Genomic DNA, 20,807 nt, shown 5'->3' on the forward strand with positions numbered 1-20,807 from the left:
TATTGAGAACAATTCTACATTACTTTTGAGAACCGTTCGCACCTAGGCATCGATGGTTTCGGAAAACTGGGCTCGTTTTCCGTGGGCGCCACCGGTTCCGGTGGCCTTCACCACCAGCACTGCAATCGCGGTGGTGACCGGAATTGCCAGTACTAATCCAATAGAACCAATCAGGATTCGAATTACTTCCTCAGCCATCTCCCCCGAGCTCAGAGTCACACCAAATCCTTGATTGCTCATGGCTGCAATAGCCAAAATCGGTAGGGCCGCGCCGGCATAGGCAAAGGCGATCGTGTAGACGGTGGAGGCAATATGGTCACGACCAATGCGCATTCCGCGGAAGAACAATTCCTTGGCGCTGGCTTTGGGAGAAGTTTCGGCGAGCTCCCAGACGGTGGCTGATTGGGTGATAGTGACATCATTGAGCACACCCATACCACCAACCAACACACCACAGATCAACAGGCCGGGCAGGGAAATCTGTGGAGCCACGGTAGCTAAGGTCACCGATGACTCGCCGTTAGCTCCGGTCAGTGCTGCGGCATCGGTCATCAACATGGCCATTCCAGCGGTGACTGCCAGGCCGAAAAGCGTTCCCAACAGAGCTGTTGATGTTTTGGCGTTAAGACCATGGGCAAAATACAGCGCAACAAACATGATGGCCGTCGCCCCGGTCATGCCAACGAGTACCGGATTTCCGCCTTCGATTAGCGCTGGCACCATAAAGACGATCATGAAAGCGATGCCACCGACCAAACCGATCATTGCTCTGGTTCCGCGCCAGCCGGCAACCAACACCACCACTGCACCGTAAACGATCGCCAGTAGGGTCATGGGCAAAGTGCGGACAAAGTCGACAAAGACGTATGGGCTGCCGCTGGTGGTGTCGACCTTGGACAGATCGAGGTATCGCACGCTGTCCCCGGGGCGCGCGTCACGTGATTGCAACATCTCGGGTGGAATCTCCAGTTGTATTTCCGCTCCCCCGGATTCAGGCATCACGTAGGTGACATTGCAATCAAGGGTTTTACCGCCAACGTCTTCAAGGCCTTTGGAGGAGGGACATACCTCGGTACCACTACGCATGACAGTCCCGGTGGCCATGCTCGCGCCACCAGCTGTGTCCATCGTTGAGTCCAAGGCGAACTTGTCGTAGTTTCCTTGCGGCCACAATACGATGACCATCACCAATGCCAGCGCACCTATAGGTGCTAACAAAGCCCACAAAATGATCGAGGCACGACGTCGTCGTTGGGGATCTTGCAATATTGGTTCGTCGTGATGGTGGCCCACGTGGCGTTGCTCCCAGTCAGTTAATGCGAATCGTTCGCTACAAGTGTATGGGTTTTGCTCCGAACACCTGAGGATGACAAATAAATCCTCCGTAAGGTTCATGTCCAGAACACGGTTCGGGGAGAGAATTGAGCTATGAGTTCGCCTTTACCTTCGCCTGCCACTATGCCTTCCGCTAGTGGGGAGCAAAGCTATCCTTTTCACCGTTTGCTGCGCAGGGATCACAATTTCCGTTGGTGGAGGCCATTGGCCTTTGCCGGGACCGGAGCTGGTTTCTATCTAGCCCTACTCATCATGGTGATGTTGGTGGTCTTTGTGGCCATGTTAGCCAATCCAGCTTCATGGGCGACGGATACCGGTACCGGCGAAGACATGGTGTTCTCCGAAGAACTAGACATGACTTCACCGTTAGATTTCTCCATGACGATGCTTTCGCTCATCGTCATGATTCCAGCGGTGTATCTTGCGTATCTCTTACTGGGGTCAAAACCGGTGGGCCAGCTATTCTCGGTCGTCGGCAAAATTCGCTGGCGCTGGTTCGGACTAGCACTTGGAACTAGCGCCATATTGTTTGCGCTCTATTTCGCCCTGTCCTTCGGTTTATCAGCATTTGATGCACAGGGTTCCGCCCCGCTGGCGCCACAGGATGTACCTGCCGATCCGCTGTTCTTTGCTATCTTGGTCATCATGCTCACCCCGCTGCAGTGCGCCGCAGAAGAATTAGTATTCCGCGGAGCCTTGATGCAAATGATTGGTGGCTGGCTTAAACATCCGCTCTTTGCGATTCTTTTGCCCGTACCATTGTTTACCTTTGGACACCTCTACGATGTCTATGGACTTCTGGATGTCGCATTCTTTGCTGTGGCGGCCGGTTACCTCACCTGGCGAACTGGTGGGTTAGAAGCCGCAATGGCGATGCACATCATCAACAACACTTTCCTGTTTATGCTCGGCGCGCTGGGCCAGATTGATTTGAACGCGACAGACTCCGACGGTACATCGTTGATATTCTCTGTCGTCTTTATGACTCTTTTGACCGTGGTTCTGGTCAAACTTGCGGACAAGAAAAAAGTTGAACGCACCGCAGGAGCTCTTCCCCCAGCACCACAACCGCCAATGATTCAGCCATGGTCTGCCCCACAGCCAATGCCGTACCAGAATCAGGCTTATTGGGCGCCTCCGGTTGATCCGTGGCAACACAATCCCCAGCAGAACTATCCGCAGGGTAACCATCTTCAAGGTAACTTCCCGCAGCAGTCACCACCGGCGTTCCAAGACCCGAACCATCCCGGGCACGCGACACCGGGGCAGTACGCTCCCCCGCCGGTACAGTCGCCTATGGATCCAACGGCACCTCAGGATCCGCAGCAGCATCATCGCGATTAGCGAACATGACAATGGGTTCTTTCCACGAAACTGATCTTCGTGGAAAGAACCCATTTATTGTTGTGGCGCTATCTTATTACTTAGCCCAACGTAGTAGTGCGGCAATTCCTGCTCCGTCGGGGATTACCGAGTCCGGAACGTAGCGAATAGTTGCATCAGTAAGTGCTGTTGCTCGTAACAGGACTTCCGGTGCTGGCCATTCGCCGGCCACCAGCTCAGCATGATCATCACCGGTTTGATGAGCAATCCACGGCTCTGCGGTCAGTGCGCGCAATGTGTGTTCGTCTTGGTACTGACCCACTAGCACGATTTCCGCTTGAGCCGACTGCAATGCGGTGACCACTTCATCAAGACCCACCGATAACAATGAGCGCCCATTACCTGATTGAGCTGAGACCCTCGCCTCAAGATCGGCTAGCGCCTTAGACTTCACGTCATCGATGAGTTTCGAAATCTGAGCATCAACTTGTTTGCTATCAGCACCGCCAGTTCTGGTGTGTGAATCAATGACCTCAACGTAGTCGCGAAGCGCTACAGGTAGCTGAGCAAGCACCGCTTCGCGAGCCTTGATGTCCCCAGAAAGCACAATCAATCGAACGTAGTTCTCCGCAAACATGGTGCCGATTAGTTCAGCCACTTCATCAGCATTGCGCCGAACCATTTCATCGGCTGCGGACTGCGCCTTGGGCTGGTCGTACTCGCCGGGTACCTTGCGTGCGTGGTGGATTTCTTCGGGCAGACCGACAATACCGTGACTGGCAATGCGCTCCGGGGAAACCGTGTTGTAAAGGTGTACTTCGCCGCCATCTTTTCCTACCTCGGCAACGAGGTAAGAGAATGATCCGCCGCGGGCGCGGGCGAGCGCCGTGAAATTTGGGAATGGTCCAACGTCTATTGATGGAGACTGAACTTTCAGGCCCGGAATGATTTCGTTGAGAACCACTTCTCCGTCATGCACTGCAACAAACCGTGCCACTGGTGCCCGTAGCCCCTGCGCTGGTTCCAGGACTTCGGTAAGGGCTTGGATATCCGCTGACTGTGCCTGTTGGGACTTGAGTAGTTTTGCAACCTCGTCGGGAAGCCGATCAGCTGCTTCCTGGGCTCCAGTGGTCCCCAGAGAAGCATCCACGAGAGCTGTGCTCCACGAGCCATTCTTCCGGTAGAGCGAAGCGTCGATTCCATTAGAATCTGCGCGTAGTGCCATGCTGACTCCCTTCCGCACGCGACCCTTGGCCGCGTGGCGACTAGATCCGTGGGACTAACCTAACATCACTATTCAGTGGCTGGAAGAGGTAACCAGAAACTTACTCGTGATTTGGCAGAAATCAGCATGGCGTTCACTTTTTACCAGCGGGCGCGCCAGTACTGCGCAGGGTAGGATTTCTCGGCTCCAAGTTGCTGTGCGGCATGATTTGGCCATTGTGGGTTGCCCAGTGCTGCACGGCCGATACTCACACCATCTGCTTGTCCGGTCACCACGATATGTTCTGCCTGAGTAGCATCGGTAATGACACCGACGGCGGTCACGAACGCATCCTCCGGCAGTGCTTGTTTCACTGCCTGAGCTAGGGGCACCTGATAACCTGGGCCAGTTGGGCCGGCATAGCTCCCGATTCCTGCGCTTGAAAGGTCAAAAGCACGCACGCCAAGGTGATACATTTCTTTAGCAAGCCTGACCGTATCGTCAATGCCCCAACCATCTTGGACCCAGTCCTCACCTGAGAGTCGAATACCGAGCGCCTTTTCGGCCGGCCACACTTCAGCGACCGCATGGACCACTTCACGCAGGTAGCGAGTGCGGTTTTCAAAGCTTCCGCCGTATTCATCGGTGCGCTTGTTAGACAGTGGTGACAGGAACTGGTGAATCAGGTAACCATGAGCTGCATGGATCTGGATCAGGTCAAAACCGGCGGCATCCGCTCGCTGTGCCGCGTTGGCCCAGTCCTGAACAGAAGCTGCAATCTGCTCGGTACTCATCTCGGTGGCGGGTTTGAGACCAAAGATATCGGTCGACGAGGAACTAAAGGTTTCCCAGCCTCCATCCACGTCAGGGATGCTACCGACCTTTCCTTCAGCTTCAAGCTCTTCGAGCCATCCATAGGTCGAGGCCTTGGCTCCCGCGTGAGCCAACTGCACACCGACGGCAGAGCCGTGTGAACGAACATAGTCGGTAATAGGCTTCCATGCCTGGACTTGTTCCTCGTTCCAGAGGCCTGCATCTCGATCAGAAATGCGACCTTCTGCAGCCACTGCGGTGGCTTCAGTGATCACCAAAGAAAATCCACCATGGGCCATCGAACCCAAATGGGTTAGCTGCCAGGTGGTGGGAACCCCGTCACGCTTGTCAATAACGTATTGGCACATAGGTGGCAGAACGACGCGGTTGCGTAGTTGCAGACCCGCGCCGCTCTTGGTTGGAATGGTCACTGGGGTAAATAGTTTGCTTTGAGCCATACACAGTGTGACAAGCCCGAGCCAGCATTTATTCCTTGCAGTGACAAGATGTCCAGTTAATGACCCAGAACTAATACTGCGACCGAAAGGTAGACCACCAGACCGGCCGCATCAACAAAAGTAGAGATGAAGGGATTAGAGAACACAGCAGGATCAGCCTTGAAGAATTTTCCAATGATCGGCATCGCTCCACCCACAGCAGCCGCTACGCTGCACAAAACAACGAGAGTCAGACCAATAATCAGTCCGACCTTCAGCTCGAAAACGAAGCTGGCGATCAAAAAGGCGATAGTTCCCAGACTTAAGCCCAACATGGCTCCAATGCGTACCTCGCGAAGAACCACTCGCCCCAGGTCCCTGACTTTCACTTCGCCCATGGCTAGTGCTCTAGTGACCGTGGTGGCAGCCTGATTTCCGGTGTTTCCACCGATACCGACAATCAGCGGGATGAACAGGCTCAGGACCACCATTGATTCAAGGGTTTGTTCAAAGGTAGAGAGCACCTGCACCGTCAGCGTGGCTCCGACAGCCAAGACCAAGAGCCAAACAACGCGGGCTCTGACCAAGGTGCGAAGTGGAGTTCCCAAGTAGGGGCGATGCAGGGGCTCTGTTCCTGCGCCGTGCGCGGTACGTGTTTCCTCTTGGCGATCCAGCACCTTGATGGCATCCGCCAATGGCAAAACCCCGATCAGACGCGCTTCATCATCGAGCACTGGCAACAGTTCAAGGTGGTGTTCCACCGCCAGCCGTGCTGTGTCAGTATCCAGATCCGATGCTACTGCACTTGGAATCTCACTATAGATTTCGCGGATGAGCATGTGATGTTCATGGCTCAACAGGTCACTCAAACCGAGCGCGCCAAGGAAATTACGACCTTGACCTAGCACCATGACTACGTGATTATGCTTGGTGTTGCTTAGCCGTGGTGTCAGCAGTTCAAGGCCTTGCTTCACAGTGAGTTCGTCATGGACGCTCATGAACTGCGAGGACATCAATCGTCCAGTGCTCTTGGGCTGGTATCCGAGCAACAAGCTAGTCGCTGCACGCGCAGGTCCGTCCAGTCCACTCAGGAGCTCTGCGGCAACTTTGGCGGGAAGTTCATCAAGCAGGGCCACCCGGTCAGCGGTGTCCAATGCCGCGAATCTCTCGGCTACTGATTCATCCTGCAGTGCTGAAAGGAGTTCTGCCTGCACTGGTGCATCCATTTTTTCAAAAACTTCCAGGGAACGTTCTTTGTCCAACAGACGGTAGAGAACCGCGGCGTCGGCGCTGTTCAACGCTGCACATTGTTCAATGACTTGGATGACATCAAGTTCTCTGAGCAGTATGGCCAGATTGTGAAAGTCTTTGTTCGCAAGGTAGCTGCGAACTGCCTGAGAAGTAGTTGAAAAGTCTACGTATTCGAAGGTAAACATAGCTGTAGTCCAAACGGTTCGTTTGGCGCATATTTCCGGGCTCACAAGCAACTACTCACCGCTTCCCACCCAAATAATCGGGTGATAAATCAGTCAGTATTTGCGTGCTCGAAATTGCGCACACTAATGGTGGTTAGGCTACGAACTCGCCGGGCGCAGGGCAACTAAACAGAAACGAAACTAGCTGGCGCGTGAAGACAAGGAGCGGTGAGCTCGTAGGTACATAGATCGACTAGAACTGCCGTCCATGAAGCTCACCTCCTAGATTCCAAGAAACACGATTCAATGTTTCATACGTTGCTATTTCTATCAGAGAAGTACGTCTTTAGGCCAACGTTGAGGGTACAACTCACATTAAAAGGCTTCGGGAGCCCTGGTCATTCAGAGCTCCCGAAGCGTAGAAAAGAAAATGCCGACTAGCATTCGACGACGTTGACGGCCAGGCCACCCATCGCAGTCTCCTTGTATTTATCACTCATATCCTTGCCTGTTTCACGCATCGTGATGATCACTTCATCAAGAGTGACGTGATGTTCACCGTCACCCATCAGTGCCATTTTCGCAGCGTTCACTGCCTTAGAAGCAGCAATAGCATTGCGTTCAATACAAGGGATCTGCACCAGACCGCCAATAGGATCACAAGTCAGTCCAAGGTTGTGTTCCATAGCAATCTCTGCAGCATTTTCCACCTGCATCGGAGTGCCACCCAAGACCTCAGCCAAACCAGCCGCCGCCATGGACGAAGCCGAACCCACCTCACCCTGACAACCAACTTCAGCACCAGAAATCGACGCCTGCTCCTTATACAGAACACCCACAGCACCAGAAGTCAGCAGGAAGTTCACCACCGCATCATGCTTCTCTTCCTCATTCCAGTACTTCGCACCCGGCGCATAGTGCGTAGCGTAGAACAAAACCGCAGGAATGATGCCGGCCGCACCATTAGTCGGAGCAGTCACCACTCGACCACCCGAAGCGTTTTCCTCGTTCACGGCCAAGGCGACCAAGTTGATCCACTCCTGCCAATACACAGGATCACGGTCTTTGTCTTCCTTGCGCAAACGATCATGCCATTCCGGCGCACGGCGACGAACCTTCAACCCACCAGGGAGCACCCCGGTGCGCTCGAGTGCAGAATCCTTGCACTCCTCCATCACTTCGTAAATGTGGATCAAGCCCGAACGAATCTCTTCACGGCTACGGTAAGTCAACTCATTAGCCATCATGATCTCAGCAATAGACTTGCCGGTCTCTTTGACATGACCCAAAAGTTGGGCGGCAGTCGTAAAGGGGTAGGGCTGCTGTTGCAGCTTCTCTTCCAAATTCTTTTCGATACGTTCTTCTGCGCCTTCGCGAACGATGAAGCCACCGCCCACCGAGAAGAACGTTTCGTTGACCAGTTCGTTGCCTTGCGCATCGAACGCTATAAACTTCACGCCATTGGTATGGCGAGGAAGAACCGTTAGCGGATGCTGGATAATATCCCCGACGGTGTACTTCAGGTCTTTGCGCTGATCTAGTTGCGCTGCCAGCTGCAAAATGCCGGTGGATTCCATCTGAACTAGTCGCTCGTCCACCTGTGAAGGCAAGACCTTTTCTGGTTCAAAGCCTTCGAGCCCTAACATGATGGCGGTGAAGGTTCCGTGTCCACGGCCGGTAGCGGCCAGTGACCCGTAAACATCAACCCGGATAGTATCTAGGGCTGCTATTTTCTCTTCACGGATTACTTGGGCAATGAATGCGTGAGCCGCACGCATTGGCCCCACGGTGTGGCTGGAAGACGGCCCAATGCCAACCGAGAAAAGATCGAATACGCTTACCGCCATGGCGGGTCACATCCTTAGAACGTGGGCAATCCGGGGTGCTCACTCCGGAAAGTTGATGTGGTGTGCAGGGGAAGATCCACATGGCTGTGGGTACATTTATGTGGAAGAAAAACTGCGGGCCCGGAAATGCGTTATTCCGCCTTCCCGGGCCCTGTTCTTTACGAGAAGAACTTACTCGGAAACCTTAGCCAGCTGCGGGTACAGCGGGTGAGCCTCGGCCAGCTTCAGAACACGGTCCTTCAGCTCTGGCAATGCTGCGGTATTACCATCAGCACCAGCGATCAAGGTCTGTGCGATGATCTCAGCAACTTCCGCAAACGCGGCTTCCGAGAAGCCACGAGTTGCCAGCGCTGGGGTACCGATGCGCAAGCCCGAAGTGGTCATTGGCGGACGTGGGTCAAATGGAACCGAGTTACGGTTCACGGTGATCTCCACCTGTGCCAACAGATCTTCAGCCTGCTGGCCATCAAGCTCAGAGTTACGCAGGTCAACCAGAACCAGATGAACGTCGGTGCCGCCGGTCAAAACGCTGATGCCCTTGGCAACAACGTCTTCCTGGGTCAGACGCTCGGCAAGGATCTTCGCCCCTGCCAAGGTACGCTGCTGGCGTTCCTTGAACTCTTCCGAAGCAGCAATCTTGAAGGCTACAGCCTTACCAGCGATTACGTGCTCCAGTGGACCACCCTGCTGGCCTGGGAAGACTGCAGAGTTAATCTTCTTAGCGATCTCAGCATCATTGGAAAGGATGATGCCACCACGAGGACCAGCAAGGGTCTTGTGGGTGGTTGAGGTGACCACGTGTGCGTGAGGCACTGGTGATGGATGCAGACCAGCTGCTACCAAACCAGCGAAGTGAGCCATGTCCACGAATAGGTAAGCGCCGACCTTGTCAGCGATTTCGCGGAAACGCTTGAAGTCCAGCTGACGTGGGTAGGCGGACCAACCAGCAACGATCATCTTTGGCTGGTTTTCCACGGCAAGGCGCTCAACCTCGTCCATGTCCACCACGTTGGTCTCTTCGTTCACACCGTAAGGAACGATGTTAAAGAGGCGACCGGAGAAGTTGATCTTCATACCGTGGGTCAGGTGACCACCGTGGTTCAGGTTCAGACCAAGTACGGTGTCCCCTGGGCGAACCAGTGCGTGGTATACCGAAGCGTTAGCCTGAGCACCGGAGTGTGGCTGAACGTTAGCGAACTGCGCACCGAACAGTGCCTTGATGCGGTCGATGGCCAAGGTCTCAATGACGTCAACTTCTTCGCAACCGCCGTAGTAGCGACGGCCTGGGTAGCCTTCAGCGTACTTGTTGGTCAGTACCGAACCCTGTGCCTGCATAACAGCCTGAGCGGTGTGGTTCTCCGACGCGATCATTTCCAGACCGCGCTGCTGGCGAGCCAGCTCAGCGTCAATACGCTGCGCTACCTCTGGGTCCAGGCTTGCTAGAGACTGGGTCAGGGATGCTGGTGCCAGGGATTCAAAAGTCTGGTTAGTCATTACTGTACGTCTCCACCGTTCGCGCTTGCGTAGTCTGCTGCCGAAAGCAGCGGACCTTCTTCGGTAACCTCAACGGTGAACAGCCAACCTGCACCGTATGGGTCTTCGTTCAGGATTGCCGGGTTATCTACTGCCTCGTCGTTGATCGCAACAACGGTGCCAGTAACAGGCGAGAACAGGTCAGAAACCGACTTTGTGGACTCAACTTCACCACAGGTTTCACCTGCGCTGACCGAATCGCCAACCTCTGGCAGGTCAACATAGACCACGTCGCCCAGGGCGTCTGCAGCGATCTGGGTGATACCGACCTTAGCCGGGGACGATGCGTCGATCCACTCATGTTCTGCCGAGTAGCGTAATGACGAAAGAACTTTACTCACGGTATTTCCTCTCCCAAGGGAATAAGCGGGCGTATGGCTTGGCCCTACTGATGTTTAACGTTACTTGGCTCGCGTGTAGAACGGCAGTTCGACGACGACAAATGGCAAAGTCTTACCGCGCAGATCAACCTCTAGCTCGGTACCAACTTCACTGTATTTTGCATCCACATACCCTAGTGCTACGGGGTAACCCAGGGTCGGAGATGGCTGTCCTGAGGTGATTTCACCAACAGTGGCCCCGTCCTTCACGATGGCATAGCCACCGCGTCCGGCACGTTTCCCCAGTCCTTTCAGGCCCACTAGCTTTTGTGTTGGGGTCTGATCTTTCAGGGCTTCCAAGGCCTTTCGACCTACGAAGTCTTCTTCCTTCTTGAAGGAGACAACAGGGCCAAATCCCGCATCAAATGGGGTGCGTTCAAGGCTGAGCTCGTTGCCGTACAACGGCATACCAGCTTCCAAACGGAGCGAATCACGAGCGGCCAGACCGCAAGGAACCAGTTCGTGATCCGCACCAATTGTGACAATCTTTTCCCACAGAGCAACCGCCTGATCATTATCTATGATCAATTCGAAGCCGTCTTCGCCGGTGTATCCTGTGCGCGCTACCAGCACGTCCAGTCCACCCAGAACCAGATTTACCGCTGCATAATATTTCAGCTCTGTGACGGAATCGACGGTTGCCTGATCGGCAGCCAGCTTGCTGACGATGTCTTGGGCGTTGGGACCTTGGACGGCAATCAGCGACTGACGTTCCGAGGCGTTATCCACCTGAACATCAAACTTTGCTGCTCGTTCTTCAATAGCAGCCGCGACCACAACAGCGTTGCCGGCGTTAGGCACTACAAGGAACTTTTCCTCTTCAAGGCGGTAAACGATCAAGTCATCAATGATCTTTCCCTGCTCGTTCAAGATCAACGAGTACTTCGCCTTGCCAACCTTCATGATGCCAAAGTTGCCGGCCAGCGCAGTATTCAGTGCGGTGACAGCCTCTGGACCAGAAAGGTACACCTCGCCCATGTGGGACAGGTCAAACAGGCCAGCGGTTGAACGAACGGCCTTGTGTTCAGCCAATTCCGAACCATACTTCAGTGGCATATCCCAGCCGCCGAAGTCGGTGAAGTTTGCGCCGAGTGTCTGGTGCTGTTCATACAGGGCAGTGCGCTTGAGTTCTTGGGTAGTCTCAGTCATCTGGGTGTCTTCCTAGTCTTCGAAGGCTTCAGGAGCTGGGCAGGAGCAGATCAGGTTACGGTCGCCGGAGGCACCGTCAATACGTCCCACGGCTGGGAAGTACTTGTCGAACTTCAGGCTCGATACTGGGAAGGCAGCCTGTTCTACCGAGTACTTGCGGTCCCAATTGCTGGTGATCACCGAGGTAGCGGTGTGCGGAGCATTGCGCAGTGGTGATTCTTCGATGCCGTAAACCCCGGAAAGTACTTCTTCCATTTCCCCGCGGATGGTGATCATTGCTTCGATGAAGCGCTCGATTTCGCCCAGGTCCTCGGACTCGGTTGGCTCTACCATCAGGGTGCCGGCTACCGGGAAGGACAGGGTTGGTGCGTGGAAGCCGAAGTCGATCAGGCGCTTGGCCACGTCTTCTGCGGTGACACCGGTCTTGGCGGTCAGTTCACGCAAGTCCAAGATGCACTCGTGAGCAACTAGGCCCTTATTGCCGGTGAACAATACTGGGAAGTGTTCGTTCAGGCGCTTGGCAATGTAGTTGGCGTTCAAGATGGCGTGCTTGGTAGCTTCGGTCAGACCTTCGCCACCCATCATCGCAATGTAGGCCCAAGAGATGGGCAGCACACCGGCCGAACCGAAAGCGGTAGCAACCACCGGTACGCCATCACGCTCGGAGTAGGTGCCCGACGCATCGCCTGGCAAGAATGGAACCAAGTGCTCGCCAACGCCGATTGGGCCAACGCCCGGGCCACCACCACCGTGAGGGATGCAGAAGGTTTTGTGCAGGTTCAGGTGCGATACATCGCCACCGAAGGAACCTGGCTGAGCCAGACCCACCAAGGCGTTCATGTTGGCGCCGTCGATGTATACCTGGCCGCCAGCGGCATGGATCTTATCGCAGACCTCGCGCACGTCAGCGTCGTAAACACCGTGGGTGGATGGGTAGGTGATCATGATCGCTGCCAACACGTCCTTGTTGGCTTCGATCTTGGCGTCCAAGTCGTTGGCGTCGATGGTGCCATCGGCAGCGGTCTTCACGACGACAACCTTCATACCGGCCAATACCGCAGAGGCAGCGTTGGTGCCGTGGGCCGAGGCTGGGATCAGGCAGACGTTACGCTGGGACTCCCCACGCGATGCGTGGTAATCCGAAATGGCTAGCAGGCCCGCATACTCGCCCTGGGAACCAGCGTTTGGCTGAATCGAGACACCAGCGTAGCCGGTGATTGCGGTCAAACGAGACTCAAGATCGGTGATCAGTTCGCGCCAGCCCTCGGTCTGCTCTGCCGGAGCGTATGGGTGGATGGAGGCGAATTCTGGCCAGGTGATGGATTCCATCTCGGCAGCCGAGTTCAGCTTCATGGTACATGAGCCCAGTGGGATCATGGTGCGATCCAGCGCCAGGTCACGATCCGAGAGGCGACGCAGGTAGCGCATCATCTGGGTCTCGGAGGAAATGGTGTTGAAGATTGGGTGGGTCAGGTAGTCGCTGGTACGAACCTGGGATGCTGGAATCTCGTAGCCTTCAGGGGCTGAAAGCTGTGCGCCGAAGACCTCAAGCAGGGACTTAACGGTTCCGGAGGTGGTGGTCTCGTCGGTGGAGATACCCACCTGGGAATCGCTGACCTTGCGCAGGTTGATGCCTGCGGTGATTGCCTTAGAAATGATTTCTTCGGTGTTCTTCACGTTCACCACAACGGTGTCGAAGAAGGTCTCCGATGCCAGGGTGAAGCCTGCGGCCACCAGCGAGGTAGCGATCACGCGGGCGTGGTTGTTGGCGCGGGTGGCAATCTGCTTCAGGCCAGCTGGGCCGTGGTACACCGCATACATCGAAGCGCAGATGGCCAGCAAGGCCTGTGCGGTACAAATGTTGGAGGTCGCCTTCTCGCGACGGATGTGCTGTTCGCGGGTCTGCAGTGCCAGACGGTATGCAGGAACACCGGCGTCATCTACCGAAACACCGACCAGACGTCCTGGCATGGAGCGAGTCAGGCCGTCAGCCACAGCCATGTAGGCTGCGTGTGGACCGCCGAAGAACAGTGGAACACCAAAACGCTGGGTGTTACCCACCGCAATGTCAGCGCCCTGCTCACCTGGAGGGGTGATCATGGTCAGGGCCAGCAGGTCGGCGATGACGGTGACCATGGCGCCGGCTTCCTTAGCGGCGGCGATGATGCCCTCGTGCTCGGCAATGGAGCCGTTGTTCCCTGGCTGCTGCAGCACGATGCCGGAGATATCGCCTTCTGGCAGCCCTGCGGAGAGGTCAGCAATTTCTACTTCAAAGCCCAGTGCGTCGGCACGGCCCTGCACGACTTTGATGGTCTGCGGGAAGATGTTGGAGTCAAGAACGGTCTTGCCCTTGGCCTTCTTCTTATTGGCACGGCGCATCATCAATACGGCTTCGGCGGCCGCGGAAGATTCATCAAGCAGCGAGGCGTTGGCGATTGGTAGGCCGGTGAGATCCATGACCATGGTCTGGAAGTTCAGCAGGGCTTCGAGACGGCCCTGAGAGATTTCTGGCTGGTACGGGGTGTAGGCGGTGTACCAGGCTGGGTTCTCAACAATGTTGCGGCGAATCACTGCTGGGGTGATGGTGTCGTAGAAACCCTGACCGATCATCTGGGTCTTCATAACGTTTTTGGAGGCTACCGTACGCAGGTGTGCGAGCGCTTCGGTTTCGCTCAGGGCTGCTGGAATATCCAGTTCGGTGTCCTGGCGGATGTCAGCTGGAACAGCGGTATCGATCAGGGATTCAAGGCTGTCGTAACCCAGAGTCTGAAGCATAGTGGCGACGTCTGATGGACGCGGGCCGATGTGGCGAGTAACGAATTCACTGTTCGTAGAAGCCGAAGTCTGCGTGATGGTCATTGTGCTGGAGTCTCCACGGGATCTGTCTTGGCGCATGCCAAAGGAAGGACGCTTTGCCTCCCCATCCCTGTTGCACTACCTGAGAGTTTTACACGTCCGGCCAACTAAGCCGGGCGCTTGCACCTTCGGTGAACCGGTACTGGCCGGCTACTTTCCAGAGTTGCCTCGTGATGGCGGTACGGGGGCCTGAGAGTTTCCTGGGGAGGAATTGCTCCTACGGCGCCCGTCCATGGTGTGAACGGGACTCTCCCGCCATCCGTCTATGGCACGTGTTATTGGTCTAGGACCGAGAACACACAACTATGTTACCTGCCTGACGCTCTAGGTCAAAGAGTGGAAGGTAGTTGAACTGTCATAAAACTTTTAGTTCTTTGAAGCAGTGAGTTGAATGTAGTGCGGATACTTTGCTGACAAGGAATCTCCGGAGGACGCGCCGGTCAAACGGCGCTTGACCCAGGGCACCAAATGCTCGGTAGCCCAACCCAATTCTTCTTTCAGTTTTTCTCCACGGGAGTTCACTTTCAGATCTGGAAGCACCGGAGCGTCAAGGGTACTGGCCCAGTTTTCCTCGGTGATCCGATGCTGCCCTAAAACGTCTAGGACCTTGGCGGCCATCAGTGAATGACCCAGCTCGTTCATGTGCAGGCGATCCACCGCCCAGTACCTTAAGTCTGAGAATTCACGCCAGCGCCAGTAGTCGGCAATGATGCCCCCGTGCGTATCGGCGATCTCGCGAACCTTCTCGTTATAGATCGCTGTTCGCGGACGCGTCTTGGAGAACAACGGAGATTCGACGGTATCAAAACCGGTGAATAGCACTACCGTGCTCCCCGCCTCGGTGAAGCGACGGACCATTCCTTCGTATCCGCGCATCAACGCGTCAAGATCGGCTTGGGGGCGCAGAATGTCATTGCCTCCGGCGTAGAGACTGACCACGTCTGGGGTCATGGACAGTGCCTGGTCAAGTTGTTGATTAATCACCTGGCCTATCTTCTTGCCGCGCACCGAAAGGTTTGCGTATTCCCACTCGCCCTGCGTGCAGAGCACTTCAGCCACTCGGTCTGCCCAACCACGCACCTGGTTCGGCCGAGTTGAATCAACATCACCAACGCCTTCGGTGAATGAATCACCCAATGCCAAAAACTTCTTCACTTCAATCTCACTTTTGTTGGTTCTGGATTCTGCTATTTATTGCGGCGCTCAGTTAGATTTTGACTTAGCGTTTTTGGCCAAGATCAGCTGACGGGCCAGTTGGCTGAGCTTCACCCCGGTAGATACGTCCTTAGGGCCTTCATTCCTCGATGGAATGAACCCGAATCCAAGTTGGTAGGCCGGATCGGCAAAGGCCAAGGACGAGTTCGCACCGTCATGGCCGTAGGCAAAGATCGATCCGTAATTATTGCGTGCTGTAGCTTTCATGAAACCTAGGGCAAAGGCTTGTAGTAGGCCGTTAGTCCGGTCATGGCCATAAACCAGCTCAGTGGAAACTTGTGACCAAGTGTCGGCGCTGAGGAATCCTTGGGTTGCTCCGAGGGATGGAACCGCGCCAAAGGATGCCGCGTAGATTCCAGCAAGGCCCTGCGCATTGGCAACTGCACCCATCGAAGCCGGTCCGATTTCGCGCACCTGAGCCGAGTTGGCCAGTTCATGCCAGTTGTACACAGGACCGTCTTCTAGGGCGAATCCTGAGGCCGAGTTGACGGCGAGGCCAGCTGGGGAGAACGGATCAAAGAATTCAGTCGGGGCGTCAACGCCGGGTAGGACGTCTCGGTAGCGAGGTTCCAGTTCGGGGCTTTGACCAATATAGACATCCGCGTTTAACGGCTGACGGATACGTTCTTCAAAGACGTCCTTGAGTTCTTTTCCGGTAACTCGGCGAACCAGCTCTTCCATCAGCACGCCCATGGTGATGGCGTGGTAGCCAACAATATTCTGCCCCAGTGGCCAGATGCTTGGCATCGAAGCTAAGACCTTGGCGTATTCGGAGGAGTTCAAGAGGACCTGGCTCGGGACTCCACCGGGGACGCCAAGGACACCGGCTTGGTGGCTAAGCACTTGAGCAACGCTGAGTTTGCTTTTTCCGCTAGCACCAAATTCCGGCCAGTAAGTGGTGATCGGTGCTTGCGGGTCAATCAATCCATCCTGCACCAGCAGGGCAACGACCAAGGCACTCATTCCCTTGGTGCACGAGAAGACACAGGTTAAGGCGTCACTGCCAAGATGTTCCCCAACGCTTTGGCTGAGCACGAGTTCGCCTCGGTGATAAACGGCAAGCTGCGCCGAGTAGTTTTCTTCTTCAGCAGCTCGGGCTTCGAGTGCTTGAGCCAACGGCGCGAAATCTTCGCTGATCACCGAGTCCATGTACGTCCTTAAACAACTTGTCGCTTTTCAACTAACCCTAGCCGGATCTCTAAGAATTCTCACTTAGCTCACCCGTCAGTTAAGCACTCATTGACCGTACGTCAGGTCACAGCAGAGGTAGCCTTTTACCACTTATCGCCATTTTCCTGCCGCTTGACTCGTGATACTGTGAGCCAACCCTGAAGACGGTTTGCCGACTTTGGGTGCAACAACTAAATTTGTCATGCTTGCCACCTAATTAGAAGGAGATGATCTCGATCGCATGACTGTAGATAGCGACACGCCAGTACCCCAGAGCCAAGATGATGAACTCAAGCGGGTGATCGGTCCCAAGCTGCTGCTATTCCTCATCATGGGCGATATCATCGGCGCAGGCATTTTTGCCATCACCGGCAAGGTGGCAGGACAGGTTGGTGGCGCCGCATGGGTGCCATTCTTGGTCGCCTTCGCCATTGCCACCCTGACCGCTTTCAGCTACCTGGAGCTGGTCACCAAATACCCTCACGCCGCTGGCGCTGCACTCTATGTGCATAAAGCCTTCGGCATTCACTTTGTCACCTTTATTGTCGCGTTCACCGTGGCTTGTTCTGGCATCACCAGTGCTGCGACCTCGGCAACCTTGGTGGGTCAGAACCTGCTGATTGGTTTCGGCCAGTTCATCGACGGCGTTCCCACGACCCCCCAAGCGGGCATGTGGGCCGCGATCGCCATCATCGTCATCCTTGCGCTGATCAACTTACGTGGCGTGGGCGAGAGCGTGAAGTTCAACCTGGTGTTGACCATCGTTACCTTGACCATCATGGCCTTGATCATTGGCATCGGCTTCTCGGTCATTGCTAGCGGTCAGGGCGATGTCTCCCGCCTAGTGGCATTTGAAACCCCGTCGGATCGCAGCCTGTTTGCTGCAGTCACTATGGGTACCGCGATCGCCTTCTTCGCGATGGTTGGTTTTGAAGACTCCGTGAACTTGGTAGAAGAGACCAAGAACCCAAACAAGATCTTCCCTAAGATCATGCTGATCGGTTTGGGTCTGTGTGCGGTGATTTACATACTGGTCGCAGTCACCGTGATCATGGTGATTCCTACCGGTGACCTGTTGAACCCGAAGAACCCTGATGCTGGCGTCCTCTTGGATGTGGTGCGTATTGGTGCTCCGAATATCCCAGTTGACGCAATCTTCCCGTTCTTCACTGTTTTTGCAGTGGTCAACACCGCCTTGTTGAACATGCTGATGGCTAGCCGTTTGTTGTACGGCATGGCGCGCCAGGGCGTGTTGCCACAGTTCATGGGCAAGGTGCATTCCACCCGCAAGTCCCCATGGGTAGCGATTCTGTTCAGCACCGCGCTGGCTATCGCTTTGGTGGCCTACGTAAACCTCGACAGCGAGAACGGCATCGTTGGTTCCCTCGGTGGAACCACCGCGCTGTTGCTGTTGTGCGTCTTTGCAGTGGTGAATGTGTCACTGCTGGTTTTGCGTCGCGAAAAGGCGCCGAAGGATGCCTTCCGCGCACCGACCGTCATTCCGATTCTCGGCGTGATCTTCTGTCTATTCCTCGCCGGCCCGTGGGCCCGTTCGCGTGCGGACTGGATTCAGTACGAGATTGCCGGATTGCTGATGGTGATCGGTGTGGTGCTGTGGGCTATCACTTGGGTTGCTAACCGCATCAATTACAAGAAGGGTGTCATTGCCACCCGTCCGGGTCACTTCGAGTAAAGAGTTTCCCTTCAAAGCTGTAGGCCACCGAATATTTTCGGTGGCCTACAGCTTTTCTTCCCTTAACAGCGCGTGCTTCTAGGCTGACTGCTGAAAAGTCTCTTGCCTAAATCGAAGCTTCCAGCCGCTGACACCTAGCTGCCACCATGAAGAAACAACGAGCACTTCTGATTGCGACGGCTTCATTCGGTAAGCCAAGAGCACCATATCGTCACTGACCTGACGGGTGGCCAAAACTTGAATTGGTCCAGTCTCTGGTAGTGAAGCACCGGACTCAAGCAGGGCACCAACGGTGGCCACGTCCAGCAGTCCACCAAGGCGGGTGATCTCTTGATAGCTGGGGTGCAGGAAATCCTTGAGCTCGTTGAACCTAGTGCGAATTTGTGAGTCTAAGAAACCCAATTCCAGCTCGTAGACGGTGGCCGCAAAATCTGCGGTAGCCGGTGCTGGGTCGGTAACCTCATTGATTGATGCGCTGCCGGTATTTTGCTGGACAGACTCCGGATCCACGTCAGCGCCCTTGACTGCCGAGGTTTGCGAGCGGTCGGCCACATAGCCGGGGCCTGCATCCGGTGCGGTGCCCTGCTGGTGGGCTGTGGCAGCTGCCCGAGCGCGATCATCTGCGGCCTCGTTCAGGTCGTGACCGGCGTGCCCCTTGACCCATTCGAAGGTGTACTTTCGCCCAGCGATGGCGGCGTCTAGTTCCTTGAGAATGTCTTGGTTCAGTACTTGTTTGCCGTCGGCTTTTTTCCAACCGCGCTTTTTCCAGCCTGGCATCCATTTGCTGATGCAGTTGATAGCGTACTGCGAGTCGCAGAGAATCTTGAGTTCTTCATCCGGTAGGTGTTCCGTGGCCCTAAACAATTCGAGAACGGCTTGGAGCTCCCCCATGTTATTGGTCCCGTGGTCCCAACCACCGGCGGCCCAATTGTTCTCATCCACGTACCAGGCCCAGCCGGCCGGTCCAGGATTACCGAGGGCGGATCCGTCTGCAGCTGCAATGATCGTCATACTTTAATCCTGCCACGTCCTGCATGAGTCGCCGACTTACCCGTTACCCCATGTCGTGCACGGTTCGGCGTCTCTAGTTGTTGATGCGACGGACATGGGCAAGAAACCCCGAGGCCTACTGCGGCCGTGAGTACGGGCTCAGTAGATCTCGGGGTCAGCTTCGACGCGTAGTAGCCGCGCGACCTAGGCCGGGTAGAGCGGGTTGTGACCGGCCTCGACTTGCTCCTCAGGACGGACTTCACATGGGGCCGTGCCATCAAGGAATGGACCATTATCGGCCAGCTGATCGCGTCCGGGAAGTTCAAGCCAGTTCTGTAATTCCGGACCCTTCGGGATGATCTGGGTTGGGTTGATGTCCTCGTGCACCACGTAATAGTGCGCCTTGATCTGTTCAAAGTCGATGGTGTCACCAAAGCCAGGGGTCTGGAACAGGTCACGGGCGTAGCCCCAAAGGTTAGGCATCTCGATGAGCTTGTTGCGGTTGGTCTTGAAGTGACCGTGATAGACCGGGTCAAAACGGACCAAAGTGGTAAATAGTCGCACGTCTGCCTCGGTGATGTAATCCCCCATGAGGAAGCGTCGAGTAGCTAGTCGTTCCTCGAGGAAGTCGAGGGTAGTGAACAGCCGGTCATAGGCGTCCTCGTAGGACTTTTGATCCCCGGCAAAGCCCGCACGGTAAACCCCGTTGTTGACCTCTGTGAAAATTCTCTTGATTAGTGGGAGCATCTCGTCGAGCTGGTCTTCGGGGATCAGATTCGGTGCGCCGTCACGGTGAAACTCTTTCCACTGCGTGGACAGATCCCAAGTGATTTGCGGATAGTCATTGGTCACGACAGCTCCACTAGGGACGTCCACAATGGCTGGAACGGTAATGCCACGAGGGTAGTCGGCAAAGCGCTTGAAGTAGTTTTCTTGGATGCGCTCGGTACCCAGGACCGGGTCTTTTCCCTCTGGGTCCAAGTCGAAGGTCCAGCTGCGCGCATCGTGGGTTGGTCCAGGAAGTCCCACGGAGATGGCTTCTTCCAGGCCAAGCAGGCGGCGAACAATCAGTGTGCGGTTGGCCCACGGGCAGGCGCGAGCAGCGACTAGGCGATAGCGTCCTGCTTCGACCGGCCACAATTGGGCACCTTCGGAAACTCCGGCGAAGGGGTGACCGATCTTGGAGTCAGTGTTTTCGCTACTGTAGTTCTTGGGGTTGGCGTCAGCGACGATTCGGTCTTGGATGTAGTTGGCGTCCCGGGTGAATTCTCCACCGGTAACGTAGGCGCCCTTGGTTGAATATTCTTCGCTCATTCTTTGCCTCCAAAGTCCTCACATGCCGTGCGCGATTTCTCGGTATCCACTTCGAGCCTAGAACAACTGCCTTGCGTTGAACATCGTGAGGTGAATATCTACTGTGGCCCGGTGACTACTGCCATTTGCTTGA

Annotated in this window: 16 protein-coding genes and 1 riboswitch; of the genes, 3 read left to right on the top strand and 13 right to left on the bottom strand. The window is 55.4% G+C overall.

Going from position 1 to position 20,807, the window contains the following annotated elements; all coding sequences use genetic code 11:
• Positions 1–42: 42 nt before the first annotated feature.
• Complete coding sequence (locus tag FJV47_RS09130; protein WP_159612204.1) at positions 43–1,293, bottom strand: YibE/F family protein; 1,251 nt, start codon at positions 1,291–1,293, stop codon at positions 43–45.
• 135 nt (positions 1,294–1,428) lie between these two features.
• Here FJV47_RS09130 and FJV47_RS09135 point away from each other — a divergent pair, with 135 nt between their 5' ends.
• Positions 1,429–2,679: a CPBP family intramembrane glutamic endopeptidase gene (locus tag FJV47_RS09135; protein ID WP_159612206.1), complete on the top strand. Its 1,251-nt coding sequence runs from the start codon at positions 1,429–1,431 to the stop codon at positions 2,677–2,679.
• 76 nt (positions 2,680–2,755) lie between these two features.
• Here the strand turns inward: FJV47_RS09135 and FJV47_RS09140 are convergent, their stop codons facing one another.
• The 8 genes from FJV47_RS09140 to gcvP all read right to left on the bottom strand — a co-directional run bounded on the left by FJV47_RS09140 (position 2,756) and on the right by gcvP (position 14,295).
• A complete protein-coding gene (locus tag FJV47_RS09140; protein WP_235026399.1) occupies positions 2,756–3,883 on the bottom strand; it encodes a hypothetical protein in 1,128 nt (375 codons plus the stop codon).
• 140 nt (positions 3,884–4,023) lie between these two features.
• Positions 4,024–5,133 carry an NADH:flavin oxidoreductase/NADH oxidase gene (locus FJV47_RS09145; protein ID WP_159612208.1) on the bottom strand — a complete coding sequence of 370 codons (1,110 nt, stop codon included), beginning with the start codon at positions 5,131–5,133 and terminating at the stop codon, positions 4,024–4,026.
• Between the two features lie 56 nt (positions 5,134–5,189).
• Entirely contained in the window at positions 5,190–6,548 is a 1,359-nt protein-coding gene (gene mgtE, locus FJV47_RS09150; protein ID WP_159612210.1) for a magnesium transporter, read from the bottom strand.
• A gap of 416 nt (positions 6,549–6,964) precedes the next feature.
• Entirely contained in the window at positions 6,965–8,374 is a 1,410-nt protein-coding gene (locus FJV47_RS09155; protein ID WP_159612212.1) for an L-serine ammonia-lyase, read from the bottom strand.
• A gap of 171 nt (positions 8,375–8,545) precedes the next feature.
• Entirely contained in the window at positions 8,546–9,868 is a 1,323-nt protein-coding gene (gene glyA / locus FJV47_RS09160; protein ID WP_159612214.1) for a serine hydroxymethyltransferase, read from the bottom strand.
• A complete protein-coding gene (gcvH, locus tag FJV47_RS09165; protein ID WP_159612216.1) occupies positions 9,868–10,248 on the bottom strand; it encodes a glycine cleavage system protein GcvH in 381 nt (126 codons plus the stop codon). Before gcvH ends, glyA begins: the two co-directional genes overlap by 1 nt.
• 60 nt (positions 10,249–10,308) lie before the next feature.
• Complete coding sequence (gene gcvT, locus FJV47_RS09170; RefSeq protein ID WP_159612218.1) at positions 10,309–11,436, bottom strand: glycine cleavage system aminomethyltransferase GcvT; 1,128 nt, start codon at positions 11,434–11,436, stop codon at positions 10,309–10,311.
• Between the two features lie 12 nt (positions 11,437–11,448).
• Positions 11,449–14,295 (bottom strand): aminomethyl-transferring glycine dehydrogenase, encoded by a 2,847-nt coding sequence (gene gcvP / locus FJV47_RS09175; RefSeq protein ID WP_200831982.1) that lies wholly within the window; start codon positions 14,293–14,295, stop codon positions 11,449–11,451.
• Here gcvP and FJV47_RS16460 point away from each other — a divergent pair.
• Entirely contained in the window at positions 14,213–14,485 is a 273-nt protein-coding gene (locus FJV47_RS16460; protein WP_200832007.1) for a hypothetical protein, read from the top strand. The genes gcvP and FJV47_RS16460 overlap by 83 nt on opposite strands.
• Positions 14,460–14,557, bottom strand: a riboswitch (glycine riboswitch). It overlaps the preceding gene by 26 nt.
• A 101-nt stretch (positions 14,558–14,658) precedes the next feature.
• On the opposite strand, the gene FJV47_RS09185 is transcribed toward FJV47_RS16460, so the two are convergent.
• Positions 14,659–15,447 (bottom strand): SGNH/GDSL hydrolase family protein, encoded by a 789-nt coding sequence (locus FJV47_RS09185; RefSeq protein ID WP_370515023.1) that lies wholly within the window; start codon positions 15,445–15,447, stop codon positions 14,659–14,661.
• Positions 15,448–15,495: 48 nt separating this feature from the next.
• The gene (locus FJV47_RS09190) at positions 15,496–16,656 is read right to left on the bottom strand and encodes a serine hydrolase domain-containing protein (RefSeq protein ID WP_159612222.1); all 1,161 of its coding nucleotides are present in this window, start codon (positions 16,654–16,656) and stop codon (positions 15,496–15,498) included.
• A 262-nt stretch (positions 16,657–16,918) separates the two neighbouring features.
• On the opposite strand from FJV47_RS09190, the gene FJV47_RS09195 reads away from it, so the two are divergent.
• On the top strand, positions 16,919–18,370 hold the full coding sequence (locus tag FJV47_RS09195; protein ID WP_159612224.1) for an APC family permease: 1,452 nt from the start codon (positions 16,919–16,921) through the stop codon (positions 18,368–18,370).
• A gap of 78 nt (positions 18,371–18,448) precedes the next feature.
• On the opposite strand, the gene FJV47_RS09200 is transcribed toward FJV47_RS09195, so the two are convergent.
• Together FJV47_RS09200 and FJV47_RS09205 are read right to left on the bottom strand one after the other, a co-directional pair.
• On the bottom strand, positions 18,449–19,381 hold the full coding sequence (locus FJV47_RS09200) for an RNase H family protein (protein ID WP_159612226.1): 933 nt from the start codon (positions 19,379–19,381) through the stop codon (positions 18,449–18,451).
• A gap of 183 nt (positions 19,382–19,564) precedes the next feature.
• Positions 19,565–20,674, bottom strand: coding sequence for a glutathione S-transferase C-terminal domain-containing protein (locus FJV47_RS09205; RefSeq protein WP_159612228.1), 1,110 nt, complete (start codon positions 20,672–20,674; stop codon positions 19,565–19,567).
• Between the last annotated feature and the right edge of the window lie 133 nt (positions 20,675–20,807).

It is taken from the genome of Glutamicibacter sp. JC586, assembly GCF_009805585.1.
Taxonomy (GTDB): Bacteria; Actinomycetota; Actinomycetes; order Actinomycetales; family Micrococcaceae; genus Glutamicibacter.

Bases quoted from the DNA above. Each gene is read 5' to 3' on its own strand.
- FJV47_RS09135 (WP_159612206.1), top strand. From the start codon at position 1,429: ATGAGTTCGCCTTTACCTTCGCCTGCCACTATGCCTTCCGCTAGTGGG.
- FJV47_RS09140 (WP_235026399.1), bottom strand. From the start codon at position 3,883: ATGGCACTACGCGCAGATTCTAATGGAATCGACGCTTCGCTCTACCGG.
- FJV47_RS09145 (WP_159612208.1), bottom strand. From the start codon at position 5,133: ATGGCTCAAAGCAAACTATTTACCCCAGTGACCATTCCAACCAAGAGC.
- mgtE (WP_159612210.1), bottom strand. From the start codon at position 6,548: ATGTTTACCTTCGAATACGTAGACTTTTCAACTACTTCTCAGGCAGTT.
- FJV47_RS09155 (WP_159612212.1), bottom strand. From the start codon at position 8,374: ATGGCGGTAAGCGTATTCGATCTTTTCTCGGTTGGCATTGGGCCGTCT.
- glyA (WP_159612214.1), bottom strand. From the start codon at position 9,868: ATGACTAACCAGACTTTTGAATCCCTGGCACCAGCATCCCTGACCCAG.
- gcvT (WP_159612218.1), bottom strand. From the start codon at position 11,436: ATGACTGAGACTACCCAAGAACTCAAGCGCACTGCCCTGTATGAACAG.
- gcvP (WP_200831982.1), bottom strand. From the start codon at position 14,295: ATGACCATCACGCAGACTTCGGCTTCTACGAACAGTGAATTCGTTACT.
- FJV47_RS09190 (WP_159612222.1), bottom strand. From the start codon at position 16,656: ATGGACTCGGTGATCAGCGAAGATTTCGCGCCGTTGGCTCAAGCACTC.
- FJV47_RS09195 (WP_159612224.1), top strand. From the start codon at position 16,919: ATGACTGTAGATAGCGACACGCCAGTACCCCAGAGCCAAGATGATGAA.
- FJV47_RS09200 (WP_159612226.1), bottom strand. From the start codon at position 19,381: ATGACGATCATTGCAGCTGCAGACGGATCCGCCCTCGGTAATCCTGGA.
- FJV47_RS09205 (WP_159612228.1), bottom strand. From the start codon at position 20,674: ATGAGCGAAGAATATTCAACCAAGGGCGCCTACGTTACCGGTGGAGAA.